Origin of the sequence: Siphonobacter sp. SORGH_AS_0500 (assembly GCF_002838835.1) — a bacterium.
Taxonomy (GTDB): Bacteria; Bacteroidota; Bacteroidia; order Cytophagales; family Spirosomataceae; genus Siphonobacter.
On sequence record NZ_NHPP01000008.1, the window covers coordinates 79,600 to 95,140 of the forward strand.

The window sequence follows — 15,541 nt, forward strand, 5'->3', positions numbered from 1 at the left end:
TGGCCTGAGTTGTGAAGTGTAATAGACTAAGCGTGGGTAAGTAAAGTACTAAGAATGATGCCCACGTGAATAAGAAAACTCGTGGCAAAAATAGGCAGTATAGTTTTCGTTGATAAAGCCGAAAGATTAGGCACTACTACGCTGAAGATAGAAACAACAGCGACGAGTAAATAACCATCTCCAAGGCCGAAATGATTAATGGTCCAAAGCAAAAGAGGGGTTAGGATACAACCCTGAATGGCTACGGTTGCTCCGGCCCAAAGCCAGTGATTTTCGACTTCCTGACTATCGCAAAAAGCGATGAAACGATTCCAGAGACTGGGGGAGGTAGGGTTAAGATTAATACCCTGTGCTGTATGATTGAGTTCTGTGCGTACCATTTTGATTACCAGTTTGATAACACAAAACTACAGTAGCTCCATGAGCTTACTAATGACAAAAGTCAGTTCCAGAAATGAGATTAATAAGTCTGGAATTATGCCTTTTTTCTAAACTAAAAAAGCCAGTTGTAGAGCGTAACTCCATAACTGGCTTTTCTGGGGCTCTCTAAGATTTATAAGTCGAACGCTAATGTCAACTCTGGTTCGCTCTTAGGGTGTAAACGTACTTCTCCTTCCGTCATTTCGAACAAAGAAAGAGGCCTTCTGTGGCATGATACGGCTTTTAGGTTGCCTCTGTATTACTCCCTACGCTGTGGTTGGTGTCTCACCAACCACGGTTTGTGTACAAATGACTGGTGAGACACCAGCCATGGCGGGGAAAGCCAGAGGCGATGAAGTCTTTCAAAACCAAATTTCGGGCTAAACCGCGTTTACTAACTCTCTACTTTATCGTTAGGCGACATCTTAAGTTTAGTCAAAAAATCAGGCTTTCATCGTGTCGAAATGATGTTTGATTTTTTGGGCTTTATCCTTACCCATTACTTTCTCAATATCTTCAAACGAAGCCTCTTTTAAAGCCTTGATGGTTTTGAAGTGTTTAAGCAGCTTGGTAGCCGTGATTTTTCCAATACCTTCAATATCTTCCAGCTCGCTTACCAGGAAAGTTTTGCTGCGACGGTCGCGGTGGTGCGTAATACCAAAACGGTGAGCTTCATCTCGCAGTCGCTGAATTAGCTTCAGACTTTCGGAGCGTTTGTCGATGTATAAAGGAATAGAGTCTTCCGGGAAATAAATTTCTTCCAGCCGTTTAGCGATGCCCACAATAGGAACTTTACCATATAGTTTCAACTCCTTTAACGCTTCACAGGCCGCCGAAAGCTGTCCTTTGCCTCCATCGACAATAATTAGATCGGGGAGTGGGGCTTCTTCTTCCAGCAAACGATGGTAACGCCGTCCTACTACTTCCTTCATCGTGGCAAAGTCGTTCGGGCCCTCAACGGTTTTGGGAATAAAATGTCGGTAATCTTTCTTGGAAGGCATGCCATCCATAAAACAAACCATTGCCGAAACGGGGTTTGTGCCTTGAATGTTCGAGTTATCGAAACACTCGATGTGGCGGGGAATTGTCTTGAGCTGAAGATCATTTTTCAGCGTCATCAATACCCGCATTTTGGGGTTACCCGCCGTGTCTTCGGCTACCTTACGATCATTCTTTTCTTTTCGGAAGAATAATACATTTTTCAGCGAAACATCCAGTAACTTCCGCTTATCGCCGATTTGGGGGACGGTATTGGTAATACCTTTCAGCTCAATCGTAAGTGGTAAGTTGGAAATAATCTCTTTCGATTCGGATTGATACTGCGTGCGTAACTCCCAGGCCCACATGGTAAGAATATCAGCGTCGGTTTCGTCGAGTTTTTTCTTAACTTCAACCGTTTGGGTCAGGGTAATAAAACCATTGGTTACCCGCATGAAGTTAAGAAAAGCCGTCGTTTCATCCGATACAATCGTACAGACATCGACATTCCCGATGTTTGGATTAACAACCGTACTACGGCTCTGGAAACTCTCAATTCGATCCAGCTTTTCTTTCCACTCCTGAGCTTCCTCAAAATCAAGCCGACCGGCAGCAGAAGCCATCTGTTCCTGAAAAAATTGCTTGGGAATCTGAAGGTTGCCTTTCAGGATATGTTTAATTTGCTCAATGTTGCGGTTGTAATTTTCCTCCGTTTCCAGTCCTTCACAAGGGCCTTTGCAACGCCCGATATGGTATTCCAGACAAACCTTAAATTTTCGGTTTTCGATATTACTGGGCGTTAAGGCATAACTACAGGTACGAATGGTGTAGAGTTGTCCAAACATATCCAGCAGACTGTGCATGGCCTTCACGTTAGCGTAAGGGCCGAAAAACGTACCTAATTTTCGATCAACCCGGCGAAGGGTAATGATGCGGGGAAAACGTTCATTGGTGATGCAAATGAACGGATACATTTTATCATCCCGCAGAAGAATATTAAAGCGGGGCTGATATTGCTTAATTAGTGAGTTTTCAAGTAATAAAGCATCAAATTCCGTAGGAACAATCGTGAATTCGATCTTACGGATGTACGAAACCAGCCGTTTGGTTTTACGGTCATGATCGCGGGAATTCTGGAAGTAACTACTCACCCGATTTCTCAGATCTTTTGCTTTACCGACATAAATGACGGTTCCTTCCTCATCAAAGTACCGATACACGCCCGGTTGATGAGGAATCTTGGTGAGTTCGGTTTTATAATCAAATGCCATGAATGATCAAATCAATTTTTTTCCAACACAATACAAATGAACGGCCCAGAAGCTGGCTTCCCGGAGTCGCTCGGCGGCGGTTTGCAAAGCTTCCTCCAAAGGCACGGGTGAACGGAGGATAGAGGCCGCATAACTTAGCCCCAGGGCTTTTAGTTGTGAAGGCTGGGCTGCTAGCGTTCCGCACAGAGCCAGTACAGGAATATTCCGTTGCTGGGCTGTTTCACAAATTCGTCCAATCAGCTTGCCCTGTAAACTTTGCTCGTCGAGTTTACCTTCCCCGGTTAGAATCAGGTCAGCATCAGATAACACTTCCTGAAAGCCGGTAAGTTCCATCACTAACGCTGCTCCGGGACGAATCTTTGCTCCGGCAAAAGCCATTAATCCAAAGCCTAAACCACCGGCAGCTCCCGCTCCCGGAACCTCTGCTAAAGAACTTATGCCAAGTCCTTTTTCAGCTACTTTTTGGGCCAGATTCTGCAATCCTTTGTCGAGTAATGCGACTTCTTCGGGTGAAGCTCCTTTCTGCGGACCGTACACCTGAGCTGCTCCGGTTGCCCCGAACAGCGGAGCCGTAACGTCCGAGGCAATGAGTAACTCCACTTCCGGAAGAAAGGAAGGGGGTTCGATGCGATGGATCAGGATTAATGAAGCTCCCGTAGGTTCAAGTAACTGATCTTTTTCGTTAAAAAACTGCCAGCCTAAGGCCTGAGCCATACCCATACCGCCATCGGTCGTGGCCGAGCCCCCAATGCCTAAGATTACTTTGCTGACTCCGGCCTGGATAGCTGCTTTCAGGAGTTCCCCCGTTCCGTAGGTACTGGTTTGAGTGGCCTGGTATTCGTTCGAGTTCAGTAAAGCCAGGCCCGAAACCGTAGCCATTTCAATAAAGGCGGTTTGCCTATCGCCTGAAATACCGTAAGAGGCAGATAGATTTCGCATCAGGGGGTCATGTGCCTGAACATCGTGAAAAGTACCTTGCGTAGCCTGAACAAGCGTTTCCAGAAAGCCTTCACCACCGTCTGATAAAGGAAGGGATTGAATGATCGCCTCGGGGCATGCTTCCCGAACCCCAGCGGCCATCGCCTCGCAAGCTTGTGAAGCCGTCAGCGAACCACGAAATTTATCAGGAGCCAAAATAATCTTCATGCATTAATGGATTTAGAGGAATTTGCTCGGAACGCGGAGTTCGGAACGCGGAGTTCGAAATGCGAAGGTACAGCAGATAAGCGATTCATAGCGTCTCACACCTTGTGTATACAGGTTAAGACCCAACAAAGCCCCCAGAACGGATGCAAAGGCTTATTCATTGTTTATCTGGCTTTTTAGGCGGGGAAAGCAGCCCTTTAATTACGTTTTTTAAGCCCGGAGTGGTAAATTGCGAAAGTAACATTTTCCCCTCCCGCATGAAATATTGGATTTTCGGTATGCTAATGCTGTTCGTCGTTGCCTGTCAGCGTTCGGAACGCAAGCGGCCTTACGAGGCTCCCGACGATCCCCTCTTCGTGGGTGTTTCCGTGAACAAAACGGGCCTTGATTTTCAAAACCAGCTTCCCAATCTGGACAGCCTATATCTGGACTTTCCCACCGATTCTGTTCAACGAGAAAATTTTCTGAGATTAGCCGAACGCCTTCTGGGAGCCGGTGGCGTTGCGGCTGGTGATTTGAATAATGACGGCTTACCCGATCTTTTCTTTACGGCTTCTTCAGGTAAAAACAAGTTATACCTCAACCGGGGGGGCTGGCGTTTCGAGAATGTTACTGAAGCGGCAGGCCTGTTAGGTAATAAACAGTGGTCTGCTGGAGTGTCTATGGCCGATGTGAATGGGGACGGCTGGCTGGATTTATACGTCTGTCACTTCGGACCAAAAGCTGAGAATGAGTTATTCATTCATTCCGGGAAGTTGACCGAAAATGGAATTCCTCAATTTACGCAACAAGCTCAGGCCCTGGGCTTAACTAATAATCGTCAGGCTGTTCAGTCCGTTTTCTTCGATTATGATCTGGATGGCGATCTGGATTGTTTCGTAGTGAATAACCAAATCAAAGCTCTTCAGCCCGACTCGCTGCAAAGTTGGCCAAACGGCTCCAATCGCCTGTATCGAAACGATAAAGGGCTTTTCATAGACGTATCCCTGAAAGCAGGATTAGCCGAAAGCCTGACCACAACGGGCGTAGCCATTGCCGATTTTAATGGTGACCAATGGCCAGATATTGCCCTTTCTCGGGATTTCCCGGAAACAGATGTGATTTACCTGAATCAACAAAAAGGACTTTTTCAGGAAACCCGGCCTTTTCTGCACACGCCCCAACGAAGTTTGAGTATTGTTGCGGGTGATTTGGATAATGACGCTCAAACCGATGTACTGGCTACTTCTGCTTTATCGGATGACGCTATTCGGAGCCGGACGCAGGTCAAGTTTGGCGATAATCGAAGCCTTTTCCCAACGGTTCCGCATAATACACTTCAGCAAAATCGGGGTGATGGGAATTATTCAGATCGGGCCTGGATGGCGGGTGTCGCCGCAACGGATATTAGTCATGGGGCTTTAGTGTTTGATATGGATGCTGACGGCTGGAAGGATATATTTATTCCGAATGGGAACAACCGGGACGTTCGGGATTTGGATTTTCTGGAAAAACTAATAACCGACAAATCCACCTCACGACTGACTATGCGGCAGTTACTGGATGCCATGCCGACGACGCCTCAGTCGAATTTTGCCTTCTTAAACCAGAAAGCGTTCACGTTCGACAATCAGGCCTTACGGCTGGGCTTAGCCGAACCAGGTTATTCCAACGGAGCCGCCTACGCTGATCTGGATAATGATGGCGACTGGGATCTGATCGTGAATCAGATGGGAAAGCCGGCCCGTATGTTCCGCAATGAATATGAACAGGAGAAAGAAATTCAATCCCTGAAAATCAAATTCAAGGGTCCGGCAGGTAACCCCTTTGGTTACGGCACAGAAGTTCGGATTTATGCGGGTAATACTCAGCAGAAAATGGTAATGCAACCTAATCAGGGGTATCAATCCAGTCAGGAACCCGTGTTACTGGTGGGTTTGGAGAAAGAAACCCAGGCTGATTCCATCGTAATTAACTGGCCAGGATTTACCACGCAAACTTTACGGAATGTTCCGCCAAACAAACGCTGGAGGTAATAGCCGCTCAGGCCGTTCCGAAGAAAACCGTGGTTTCGAATCCTCAGATAGTGAAGCTATTCAGCGATGTTTCGGCGGAGTTACTGAAGCAGGAAGTGAGGCATGAGGAAGATACCTTCAACGACTTAGCTCTGCAACCGTATTTACCCCGAACGTTGTCAAAAGAAGGACCTAAGATGGCTGTTGGCGACGTGAACGGCGACGGGCTGGAGGATCTTTTCATTACCGGAGTGAAGAATCAGGCGGGGCAGTTATTACTGCAAACGAAAACCGGGAAATGGATTCCCAGCACGCAGAAGGCTTTTCTGGAGAATAAGTATTCGGAAGAAGTAGCTGCCGTTTTCGTGGACGTAGATCAGGATCATGATTTGGATTTAATCGTGGCGTCGGGAGGGAATCAGTCGGCGGATAGCTCTTTTGTTCGGCTGTACCTGAATGATGGAAAGGGGACGTTTACGTTTGAAAAAGAACGAATGCCGGATATTTCCCTAAATGCTTCCTGTCTGGCAGTGGCGGATGTGGATAAAGATGGCGATATGGATGTCTTCGTAGGGGCCAGAAGCGTACCCGGTACGTATGGAGTTACCCCCAAAAGTTATCTGCTGAAAAATGAGAAAGGCTTTTTCAAAGCAGCAACGCCCGAAGTTTTAAGCAAAATTGGTTTGATTACAGATGCCATTTGGCAGGATTTGGATGGAAATGGATACCCCGATTTAGTAGTGGTGGGGGAATGGATGCCGATTTCTATTTTCTATAACCGAGGTGGAAAATTTACGTATTCAGATAACCAGACCATCCCTAATTCAGAAGGCTGGTGGACGGCTCTTAAAAAGGCCGACCTGGATGGGGATGGAGACATGGATTTTGTGGTGGGTAACTGGGGCCTGAATTCCGAATACAAAGCTTCTCTGGAGCAACCCATGTATCTGCAAGTCAACGATTTTGATCGAAATGGTAGTTTGGATGCCTTATTAACCAGGGCCGATGCGGATGGAGAGCAATACCCGGTGGCGACGCGGCAGGAGTGGAAACAACAGTTACCCAACTGGAATACGCCTTTGTTGAGTAATAAAAAGTTCGCCGAGAAATCCTTTCATCAGCTGATTACGGCTTCACAACGCCGGGGAACCCTGGAAAAGAAAGCGGTTGAATTCAGAACGAGTTTACTGATTAATGAAGGCAATGGGAATTTCCGGTTGCAGGCCCTGCCCGGTAACGCTCAGAACAGCCCGATTTTCGGTATTGCGATTCATGATTTTACGAAAGACGGAAAACCGGATATTTTATTAGGGGGGAACCTTTGGGGGATGCCCATAGATCGTGGGCGACTGGATGGAAACCGGGGGACACTGTTGATTAATGAATCAAGGTTGAAATTTAGTGAATATAAACCTTCGGGGGGCTTGCTGACGGGACAGATTCGGGATTTTGCTCTGGTACCTTACCTAAGCCAATATCTACTATTCGTGGGCCGAAATAATGGGAGGTTACTCATTTATGCTCTTGATTAGCAACTCTAGCGAATAAGGGAGGTAAATCGCAAAATCTGAGGGCTTTATTGAAATAAGTATATAAAAAATTTAATATTATTTTGAAATGGTCGAGGGACTGGATAAAATTGTGTGATTTTTGAACAGAACCTGACAATAACTACCATTCGATGAACAGCATTGAATAGTTACAAAAAAAGGCAGCGAATAGCTGCCTTTTTTTGATTAATTAGAGTAATTCGCCGTCAGCGGGCCGCTTTTCGTTTGGAATTACGATGGTCGAATCTCCATAAGAGCGATCCCCAAAGGGATTGTCACAAATCTTATCGTTGGCGGGTTTTTTGAAAGGTATTTTCTTCAACCCAATGGACTGATCAGCATAGACACGATTCATGTACTTTGCCCAGGCAGGCAAAGCCATACGTCCACCCTGACCTAGGGCACCCGTGCGGAAGTGAATGGAACGCTCGTCGCCACCTACCCAAACACCCGTTACCAGTCCCTGCGTAACCCCCATGAACCAGCCATCTGAGTAATTAGAAGTAGTTCCGGTTTTGCCACCAATCTGGTTATTCTGTCCGCAAGGTTCGCGGTTCAGACGAACGGAAGTGCCGCCGGGTTCCTGCGTGGCTCCCTGTAACATATAAACCATCCGCCAGGCCGTTTCCGGACTTAAGGCATCGTGCGTAGTAGTTTCAAACTTCCGTAAAACATTACCGTATCGATCTTCAATACTAACGAGCGTTTGAGGTTCATTCCAGGCCACGCCGCCGTTAACGAACGTACAATACGAGTTTACCATTTCGAATAAATTCACGTCAGGCGTACCCAGACAGATGGTTACATCCTTCGGGATTTCGGATTGAACCCCCAACCGGTGAGCGTATTCGATGATAGTTTCCGGCCCGAATTTCTTCATTAACTGTACTGAAATCGTATTGACGGACTTTGCAATGGCCTGTCGCAACGTCATGCTATTCCCCGAAGCTCCCCCCTCGTAGTTATTGGGACACCAGTTCCCAATACAGGTTGGTTCGTCTCTCACTATATCGCAGGGAGTATAGCCTTTATCAATCGCCGTAGCATAGACGAAAGGCTTAAATGAAGAACCAGGTTGACGTCGGGCCTGACGTACGTGATCGTACTTGAAATACTTGAAGTTAATACCACCTACCCAGGCCTTTACCTGACCCGTATTAGGGTCTTCCGACATCATGGCAATGTGCAGGAAGCGTTTGTAATACCGAATGGAATCCATCGGGGTCATGGTGGTGTCACGCTCGCCCCGATACGTAAAGATTCGCATTTTAACGGGCGTGTTCATGCCCTTCATAATCTTCTCTTTGTCATCTCCGAAACTCTGTTTCAGCGTTCGGTACCGCTCGGTGCGGGGGGCAATCCGGTTTTCAATGAAGCCCCTTAACTCCCGACCATTTTCGTCAATCCAGGGATTACGACCCTTCCAGTGTGCATTGAAGAGGCGTTGCTGTTCTTTAATATGTTCCATGCAGGCCTCTTCGGCGTGGCGTTGCATCCGCGAGTCAATCGTTACGTGAATTTTCAGACCGCTGGTGTATAAATCCAGAGGATCGTCGCTGGAACGCTGGCGGTTGAGCTCTTCAATTTCTTTCAACAGGCGATCCCGCATGACAGCCACAAAGTAAGGAGCCTGATTGCTATTATGATTCAGGGACTTAAGCTTTAAGGCAATCGCATCATTTTGATAAGCTTCGAACTGGGAAGCACTCAAAAATCCGTAATGCACCATTTGCTGCATTACGATATTCCGGCGGGTTTTGGAAGCTTCGGGGTGCATGCGAGGATTAAAACGATCCGGGTTCTGACACATCCCCACTAAAACTGCTGCTTCTTCAACCGAAAGTTGCGAGGGCTCTTTACTGAAATAATGCAGTGAAGCCGTTCGAATTCCATACGCATTATCACTGAATTCGACCGTGTTCAAGTACATCTGCATAATTTCCTGCTTCGTGTACCGGCGTTCCAGCCGAATAGCCGTAATCCATTCTTTAGTCTTGATGATGAGTAACTTAATCAGCGGAACATCACCTAGAAACCCTTTGTAACGTTCACTGCGGGCTTCAAAAAGGTTTTTTACTAACTGCTGTGTCAGCGTACTACCGCCCCCTGCTTTCCCCATCCCGGCTACGGAACGGCCAATGCTTCGGGGGTCAATACCTGAATGTTTGACAAAACGAACGTCTTCGGTAGCAATAAGGGCATTAATAACGTTGGGTGAAATATCCTGCAATTCAACCGGACTACGGTTTTCCAGAAAGTAACTACCCAGAACTACCCCGTCGGAAGAGATAACCTCGGAAGCTAGTTCATTACGAGGGTTATCCAGCTGTTTAAGACTGGGCATTCCTCCAAAGAGGTTGAACAGATTGAAATAAACAGCCAGAATATAAAGCAGAAAGGAACTTAAGCCAAACAAAGTAAACCGCCAGATCTGACGGATCATTTGCTTGTAAGGACCCGGGAGAAATTGAAACATAGCTACTAATAAAGGTGTATAAATGCAAAGGTGCAAAGGAACCAGCGGAAGACCAAAGCAGACCTTATGGCTTCAACGATAGGGCTTACGTAAGATTGTATTCCAGAAAGAATATTAGCGAATAAGGCACTACTTCACTGGATTATTCCCAGTCCTAACGGCCATTGGCTTTTCTGGCTTCACAGTAGAAATTTAATAACGGCCCGAAATGTTTAGGTTGGGAAGAAAATAAAAAATCCCTTCTTCACAGAAAAAGGGATTTTTGAACAAAACCTAATACAATTACTTCTATTTACAAGAGTGGAGTTTTTTGAATTTATACTCACTTACCTCAAAAAAAATGTCGAAAAAAGAGAAGTTTTTTTGAAAAATTTCATTTAATACTTGTTTCGTACAAGCCTTACTCTTTTCCATTACTAAAATTCAGCTCTTTTTAGTAATATCGCCTCAACCTAACCTTTGGTCTACTTTATGCAATTACGAATCTTCCCTCTGCTGCTGGGTAGTTTATGCCTGGTTTATGCCTTCGTGGCCGACGATCCCTTAACCCGGATTATTAGTCAGTTTGACCGTTATCATCAGCAATTTCCTCAAGAAAAAGTCTATCTCCATTGCGACCGTTCATACTATGCCCTCGGCGAATCGATCTGGTTTAAGGGTTACCTCTTTGATGCTTCCAGCCACCAGTCCGATACCGTTAGTAAAGTTCTTTACGTAGATTTGATTAATGCGACAGAAGGCAAAATCCTTCTTCAAAAACGGTTACTGCCCCAGGGTGGAACGGCAGAAGGTGATTTTTATCTGGCGGATACCCTGAGAGAAGGGGTCTATCAACTGCGGGCCTATACCAACTGGATGCGAAATTTTGACGAAGATTTCTTCTTTACTAAAGAGTTTCGCGTGTATCAGCCTTCCGTTACGGACCGACCTGCGGTACAAATAAATCGCACGGTTTCGCTTACGTTTTTTCCCGAAGGTGGAACGTTGGTTGATGATATAGAGTCACGCGTGGCTTTTAACGCCGTCGACGCTCTAGGACAGGGCGTGGACGTAGAAGGCGTTATTTTGGAGAATGATCGGGATACGATTACCGTTTTTCAATCCGAACATTTGGGCATGGGCCGGATTAGCCTTCAGCCTAAACCGGGTAAAACGTATACTGCCGTTTTAAAAGATACGCAGCAACGAATACCTCTGCCAGCTGCTCAACCCGAGGGGCACGTGCTGATTGTGGATAACCTTTCCAACAAAGAATTTATCCGAATTTTTGTTTTCAACCAGTTACCAAAAAGTTCACCCAAACCCTTGTATGTGCTTGCTCAGATGCGGGGAGAAGTGATGGCTACGGCGAAAGGGAACACCGAGAAAAGTATGTTCGTCGCTAATATTCCCCGGAATAAATTTTCGGAAGGGGGTATTGTGCATCTTACCTTATTCGATGAAAAGGGGGAGCCGCTGGCCGAGCGTCTGGTTTACCTGAATAATCCTGGTAATAGCCTTGATTTGAGTATTAAACCTACGAAAACCCAGTACAAGCCCCGCGAAAAAGTTACGCTTGAACTGGAAGCAAAAGATCGAACGGGGCGGCCTGTGCTGGGAGAATTCTCATTGGCAGTGACTGACGCAGGTCAGGTGGTACCGGATTCTTCGGATGAAACGCTGGTGTCGTACTTACTCATGAGTTCTGATCTGAAAGGCCGCATTGAGCAGCCAGGGTATTATTTCAATCCTAACAATCCCAATGCGATTTACCATCTAGATTTATTACTGATGACTCAGGGCTGGCGACGATTTGTCTGGAAGCAGGTGAACGCAGGCGAAGCTCTGCCAACCCCTCATCTGATCGAACGGGGCTTTTCGCTGGAAGGTAAAGTAACCCGGCCCCGGGGGCAGATTATTGAGAAAAAATCAATTGCCGTAACCTTATTAATGAGAAGACCGAATCAGGAAACTTTGATACGGGTAGAAAGTGCCGAAGCGGATGGTTCTTATGGATTTCATCAACTGAGTTTTGGCGATTCTACCCGCGTTATGATTCAGGCTGTGGCCGGGAAAAATGACCGTAATGTTAGTGTAACCCTTAATCCTTTCCCGCAACCCACGGTTCGAATCACGAAAACTCCTTTTCAGTCCGTAGAAATGAAGGCGGATGAGTTTATGGAATACTTAAATCGAGCCAACCAGTCGCTGGACATTGCTCGCCAATTGCGTCTGAATAAGGCCAAACTTTTGAAGGAAATTACAGTAAAAGCTAAAAAAGTAAAGGAAAGCGATAGCCGAAAAATTTACGGTACTCCTGATAATACCGTCAAATTTGATGACATGAATACCGCAGGAGCCATTTCCATTTTTCAGGTACTTCAGGGCAGAGTACCGGGAATGGTAGTAACGGGGAGTGGGTTCAATTATACGGTTCAAATTCGGGGGGCGGCTAATTTTAATGGAGCAGTGGAACCACTATTCGTACTGGATGGAATGCCGGTAGACAAAGAAATTGTGAATAGTATTAACCCCCGGGATGTAGATTATGTGGATGTGCTGAAAGGAGCTGCTGCGGCCATTTATGGTTCAAGAGGAGGGGGGGGAGTCGTATCTATTCTGACCAAACGTGGAAGCAGTAGCTACGATCCCTCCAAAGAAGTGGTACCAGGGCAGTTGATCCGAACGATCAATGGGTATGCCAAAATTCGTGAGTTTTATAGCCCCGATTATAGCCAAGACAATCCCGAAAACTACCGCCCCGATTACCGCCCTACGTTGTACTGGAACCCCCGGATCAAAACCGACGAAAACGGCAAGGCCACCGTTACCTTCTGGAATTCTGATCACGAGACTCACATTCAGGCTCGTCTGGAAGGGACTTCCGGGGATGGAAGAGTGGGCACTACCCGCATGACTTACCTGGTGAAGTGAGTTAGTCCCAGCATTCCATTAATAGCAAGTCACCGGAAGTATAGGAAATTTTGACGAGGCCGTCCTGGGCGGCCTCGTTACTACTGCCGGTTCGGTACCCGATTTGCAGGGATTCATCCGAAAGATTATAGGTCAAGCCAGACGTTCTAATGCCTGATACCGTCCCAACCGGAATGAGCGACAGAGGCGTCTTCGCTGGATACCATTTTTCGTACGTTTGGTCGAGCAGGAAAATGCGGGAGTGGTCATCCAGCACAACGATTTTAATTTTGTCCCGAAAACGAACGATATTAGTTATGTTCGTAATGGTATGATCCGCTCTCCGGCCCGTAGCCCATACGACATTAACTGCCTGATGCCCGCGTTCGATGAGAAAGTCGCAGGCTTTTTCAAGATCTGTTTTTCCTGATCGGGCGTGTGCACGAACTCAATGGGATGCTGAGCCTGCCGTATTTCTTCGTGATTCAGGCTACTATCAAAATCGCCGAGTAAAACGTCAATTTTAATACCCAGCTCCAGTACCCGATTAATGGCTCCGTCAAGCACTACAATGAAGGGCGACCATTCCAACAATTGGGCCAGCAAATCCCAGCTACAGGCTTCGCCATTGGCAATAATCAGTGCAGGTTCCTGTTTATCTCGAATAATATGATGAGAAGACACGGCTTTTATTTTGAGTTTCGGGTTTCTATTTTGAAGTTCGCAGGCTCATTGCGAAGGGCAAAGATGACTAACAAAGCTTAAAGTTGAAATTAGAAAAGTACGCCATAGCGGTAGATCTGGGTAATACCTACGCTAAAACGGGCCTATTCAATGCCGCCGGAATCCTGCAGGAGACGCATGCAAGCTTCACCGTTGCCGAATTAATAAATTATGTCAGGGCCAAGCAACCTGAACGGCTCATTATATCATCTACTGGACATTCGGAAGAAATCGTCCGTTCGTGGTTTGCCTTTTTGCCCGCTACGATTGTGTGGTTAACCTCTCAAACCCCCGTACCCTTAACTAAGTTGTACGATACGCCTCAGACGTTAGGGGCAGATCGTGTAGCGGCGGCGGCGGGAGCCCGGGGTCTATTTCCGGATCAGAATAGTTTGATCATTGACATGGGTACCTGCATTACCTATGATTATGTGGATAAGCAGGATAATTTTCATGGTGGGCTGATTTCTCCGGGTCTTCGTATGCGATTCAAGGCGATGCATTCGTTTACACAACGATTACCCCTGATTGAACCTTCTCAAGAATTCCCGTCTCTGGTTGGCAAGAGCACCACCCACGCCATGCAAAGCGGCGTAATGAATGGATTAATCGCAGAACTACAGGGTATTATCGAGCAATACCGTATGATTTATCCTGATTTTCAAGTCATTTTATGCGGTGGTGATGCCCCTTTGTTTGAATCTCGGCTGAAAGAACCGATATTTGCAGCCCCCGAACTGGTCCTTTGGGGCCTATACCGAATTTTAAACTATAATGTGTAAAAAGTCAATCTTTACCCGTCTTCAGTCGTCAGTTTCCCGCCGGGTCTATGCGATGGTGGTTATTTCTGGACTCTGTTCGCTGAACGCGGTGGGACAAGGGTTAGGTAACACGCCTTACTCAACCTACGGTATTGGGGAAACCTACAGTGGAGCAGTAGCCGCTCAGCAAATGATGGGCGGAACGGGAGTTAGTTATGCCAATGGTTTGTTTATTAATGGGTTAAATCCAGCTTTAATAGCCCGAAACCGTATTACCACCCTGGAAGTAGGCACATTGATTCAAACCAAACAACTGCGTGAGGGCAATCTGAGCCAGCAGGTAGTGGGTGGGACGCTGAATTACCTGGCAATGGCTTTTCCGCTGAATAGCCGTTGGACAATCAGTGCTAACTACGCACCCCATAGTTATCTGGATTATCAGAGTCAAACTACGGGCCAGATTCCCGGAGACATTTATCCTTACGTCACCGAATACAAAGGCTCTGGCGGAACCAACCGAGTGTCGCTGGTGAATGGCGTTCGAGTGTATAAAAACTTGTACGCTGGCGTTTCGGCTTCTTTCCTGTTTGGAAACCTGACCCGCGAAGCATCCACTCGTACCGTGAAAGATGGTACTAACGATTACACGCTTCTGTTGACTGATAATGACCAGCACCGTGACTTTTTACTGAAAGGCGGCTTGGCTTATCGATTCAAGTTAAACGACAAACGTTACCTGAACGTAGGCGGTACTTATGACTTACCTGCCCGCCTGCGTACTACCCGCGTTCGTACACTTGGAACGCTGATTGGCGATGTACCCGTCGTGAATGGTACGGATACACTGAGTTTTAACAGTCAAGGTCGCATTACCGTACCCGGCGGTTATAAAGTAGGAGTAACCTTCGAAAACCCGTATAAACTCGCCGTTTCTGTTGATTTCGGAATGGAACAATGGTCACAATTCCGGGATTTTGACCGGAGTAACCAGAATCTGAAAGATAGTTATCACATCAAAGCGGGTTTAGAATATACGCCTTCCTGGAACTCTTCGTCTTTCTGGAACCGAATCCCTTATCGTTTTGGTTTAAGTTATGGTCAGTTACCCTATACGATTGCTGGCCAGCGAATTACAGAAGCCAGTATTTCAGCGGGTTTAGGTTTGCCCTTAACCAAAGTGGGTCTTTCGGATGCTAACCTTGGTGTAACCGTAGGTCAGCGTGGTCGGGATGCCATCGGGGTGATCAAGGAACAATTCTTCCGCTTTAATCTTGGATTTACCATTAGTGACCGCTGGTTCTATCGCCAGGTGGTTGACTAATCGTCATAA

9 protein-coding genes and 1 pseudogene are annotated in these 15,541 nt (G+C 46.6%); 5 read left to right on the forward strand and 5 right to left on the reverse strand.

The window, feature by feature from the left end; translation table 11 throughout:
• Window positions 1–26: 26 nt before the first annotated feature.
• From BWI96_RS11170 to BWI96_RS11180, 3 genes are all read right to left on the reverse strand, one after another.
• The gene (locus tag BWI96_RS11170) at window positions 27–380 is read right to left on the reverse strand and encodes a hypothetical protein (protein ID WP_106636723.1); all 354 of its coding nucleotides are present in this window, start codon (window positions 378–380) and stop codon (window positions 27–29) included.
• Window positions 381–863: 483 nt separating this feature from the next.
• Window positions 864–2,669 carry an excinuclease ABC subunit UvrC gene (gene uvrC, locus BWI96_RS11175; protein WP_106636724.1) on the reverse strand — a complete coding sequence of 602 codons (1,806 nt, stop codon included), beginning with the start codon at window positions 2,667–2,669 and terminating at the stop codon, window positions 864–866.
• A 6-nt stretch (window positions 2,670–2,675) separates the two neighbouring features.
• Window positions 2,676–3,815, reverse strand: coding sequence for a glycerate kinase (locus BWI96_RS11180; protein ID WP_106636725.1), 1,140 nt, complete (start codon window positions 3,813–3,815; stop codon window positions 2,676–2,678).
• Window positions 3,816–4,072: 257 nt separating this feature from the next.
• On the opposite strand from BWI96_RS11180, the gene BWI96_RS11185 reads away from it, so the two are divergent.
• Window positions 4,073–5,830, forward strand: a complete 1,758-nt coding sequence (locus BWI96_RS11185) for a CRTAC1 family protein (RefSeq protein WP_198555237.1) — start codon at window positions 4,073–4,075, stop codon at window positions 5,828–5,830.
• Between the two features lie 29 nt (window positions 5,831–5,859).
• Complete coding sequence (locus BWI96_RS11190) at window positions 5,860–7,341, forward strand: VCBS repeat-containing protein (RefSeq protein ID WP_106636727.1); 1,482 nt, start codon at window positions 5,860–5,862, stop codon at window positions 7,339–7,341.
• 208 nt (window positions 7,342–7,549) lie between these two features.
• Here the strand turns inward: BWI96_RS11190 and BWI96_RS11195 are convergent, their stop codons facing one another.
• Window positions 7,550–9,835 carry a penicillin-binding protein 1A gene (locus BWI96_RS11195; protein ID WP_106636728.1) on the reverse strand — a complete coding sequence of 762 codons (2,286 nt, stop codon included), beginning with the start codon at window positions 9,833–9,835 and terminating at the stop codon, window positions 7,550–7,552.
• A 471-nt stretch (window positions 9,836–10,306) separates the two neighbouring features.
• Between BWI96_RS11195 and BWI96_RS11200 the strand changes: the two genes are divergently transcribed.
• Window positions 10,307–12,748, forward strand: coding sequence for a TonB-dependent receptor plug domain-containing protein (locus tag BWI96_RS11200; RefSeq protein ID WP_106636729.1), 2,442 nt, complete (start codon window positions 10,307–10,309; stop codon window positions 12,746–12,748).
• Between the two features lies 1 nt (window position 12,749).
• On the opposite strand, the pseudogene BWI96_RS11205 reads toward BWI96_RS11200, so the two are convergent.
• Window positions 12,750–13,411 (reverse strand): annotated as a pseudogene (locus BWI96_RS11205) (thiamine diphosphokinase).
• Window positions 13,412–13,494: 83 nt separating this feature from the next.
• Between BWI96_RS11205 and BWI96_RS11210 the strand changes: the two are divergent.
• Together BWI96_RS11210 and BWI96_RS11215 are read left to right on the forward strand one after the other, a co-directional pair.
• The gene (locus BWI96_RS11210; protein ID WP_232793686.1) at window positions 13,495–14,232 is read left to right on the forward strand and encodes a type III pantothenate kinase; all 738 of its coding nucleotides are present in this window, start codon (window positions 13,495–13,497) and stop codon (window positions 14,230–14,232) included.
• On the forward strand, window positions 14,225–15,532 hold the full coding sequence (locus BWI96_RS11215; protein WP_106636730.1) for a hypothetical protein: 1,308 nt from the start codon (window positions 14,225–14,227) through the stop codon (window positions 15,530–15,532). Before BWI96_RS11210 ends, BWI96_RS11215 begins: the two co-directional genes overlap by 8 nt.
• Window positions 15,533–15,541 lie beyond the last annotated feature (9 nt).